We start from the raw sequence: 732 nt of genomic DNA, 5'->3' as shown, positions 1-732 counted from the left end.
TTGCTTCGTCACCTTTCTTTGCTATCGCAAGAAAGCCTTCTCGCAACGCTTGCGCTATTGCTTCAGCGAAGGCACAATGACGATTCTAAATTAAATTCTTTAGCTCCTTCAATCTCTCCACATCTTTCAGCCCAGGCCCAATCTCAAACTTTGAGTTGACATCAATGGCATAAGGTTGAACTTTCAAATCGCTTAACGATTCAATGTTTTCTAGGTCAATTCCTCCACTTAAAAAGTAGGGAATTGCACCATCGTATTCATTCAATAATCCCCAGTTAAACAGCTCTCCATTCCCTCCTCTTTCTTTTCCTTTGGTATCGAAAAGAAAGAAATCAACGTGAGGCTTATATGGCTCCAATACACCGAAATCAAAGCTTTCCCCTACAGAAAACACCTTCATCACCTTAACTCCACTCGTTTTTAGGTCAGAACAGTATTTTGGTGATTCGTCACCGTGTAGCTGTATTAAACCTAACCCAAACTGAGCTACTTTCTCTTTCACAAAACCCAAGTCCGCATTAACAAACACACCTACCTTTTCTGTACTGGAAGGAAAAGCATTTAACAACTGAGCATCCAAACCATCCGCGACATCACGTTTTGATTTTCCGTAGAAAATAAAGCCCATATAGTCAGGCTGTAGCTTTAACAGCTCACTGATATTGGTGCTTTCTCGCATGCCGCAGACTTTTAGTTTCATGGTTGTTAATCAGTTATCAGTTATCAGTTATC

The 732-nt window shown here is 40.6% G+C and carries 1 protein-coding gene; it reads right to left on the bottom strand.

The window, feature by feature from the left end; all coding sequences use genetic code 11:
* Nucleotides 1–85 precede the first annotated feature (85 nt).
* Nucleotides 86–700, bottom strand: a complete 615-nt coding sequence (locus OB69_RS18155; RefSeq protein WP_053225172.1) for a phosphoribosylanthranilate isomerase — start codon at nt 698–700, stop codon at nt 86–88.
* Nucleotides 701–732: the final 32 nt, after the last annotated feature.

It is taken from the genome of Roseivirga seohaensis subsp. aquiponti, assembly GCF_001267955.1.
GTDB lineage: Bacteria > Bacteroidota > Bacteroidia > Cytophagales > Cyclobacteriaceae > Roseivirga > Roseivirga seohaensis.
The sequence above is the reverse complement of the archived record's forward strand: the minus strand, read 5'-3'. Positions and strand labels throughout refer to the sequence as shown.

Coding starts and splice junctions, on each gene's coding strand:
- OB69_RS18155 (WP_053225172.1), bottom strand. CDS start 700: ATGAAACTAAAAGTCTGCGGCATGCGAGAAAGCACCAATATCAGTGAG.